1 protein-coding gene is annotated in these 1,041 nt (G+C 67.7%); it reads right to left on the reverse strand.

What is annotated here, in order from left to right; all coding sequences use genetic code 11:
* Nucleotides 1-165 precede the first annotated feature (165 nt).
* Nucleotides 166-1,041 (reverse strand): LptF/LptG family permease (locus AC1DU6_RS32550; protein ID WP_477862373.1); only part of this gene is annotated, 876 nt, incomplete at its 5' end.

The following is a 1,041-nucleotide window of genomic DNA, read 5'->3' on the forward strand; positions in this document are numbered from 1 at the left end:
CCTTCCATCAGCGTCCGCACGGCCGCCCGAAGGACGCTGGCGCCCCCTCGGGGGGCTGAGCCCGCGCACGCAGCGTCCGGTGGACGCTGCGTGGCTGGCGAAGAGCCGGGCCACTGGCCTGGCGCGGCCTGCAAGGCAGGGCACGAAGTGACCGTGGGGGCTTCATCAGCGGTATCTGACGAGCCAGGTGAAGGCCGCCATCGACAACCCGAGGTAGAGCAGGCTGGGCGTTGCCGCGACGACCCAGGGTGTCCAGTTCTTCAGCAGGCCCAGATGGCCGGTCACGTTGTTCAGCAGCACGAAGCTGATACCCAGCATGATGCCGCCGAAGACCTTGATGCTGATGCCGCCCGAGCGTCCATGCAGGTAGGCGAATGGCAGGGCCAGCGCCACCATGACGAAGCAGGCAAATGGATAGAAGGCCTTGCGCCAGAACTGGATGTTGTGCGCCTGGGCCGACTGCTCCTGGGCCGACAGATGCTTGGTGTAGCGGTAGAGCTCCAGCGTCGACATGGACATGGCCGGCAGCACGGCCGCGGCGATGACGCCGGCGTGCAGGGAACTCTGCCAGTCGAGCTTGTCGAGCTGCTGCTCGCTGATGACGACGTCGCCGACGCTGCCGCTGGCCGTCGCCGTGCCGGGGTTCCAGACCGTGCGCTTGACCGCCTGCAGATGCCACATGCCCTGAGCGTCGACGTCGACCTTTTCCGCTTCGGTGCGCGACATCAGCCGGCCTTCGGCGTCGAACTCGAAGATGCGCACATCCTCCAGTTCGCCGCCGCCGCCAACGCGGCCAACCTTGACTGAATAGCTGCGCTCCCGACCATCGATATTCTGGTGGTCCTTCAGCCAGGCGCCGCGCTTGGCCGGGTTGCTGTCGTGCACGAAGCGGGCTCGCATCTCGTCCCCCTCGCGTTCGAAGCGCGGCGCCACATAGTCGCCGACGAAGAAGGTGAGCGCCGCGAACGCGGYGGCCAGGCCGGCCAGCAGGGCCAGGGCCCGCGCGGGACCGAGGCCACCAGTGCGCAGGATGGTGTACTC

Source organism: Roseateles sp. P5_B10 (genome assembly GCF_056400485.1).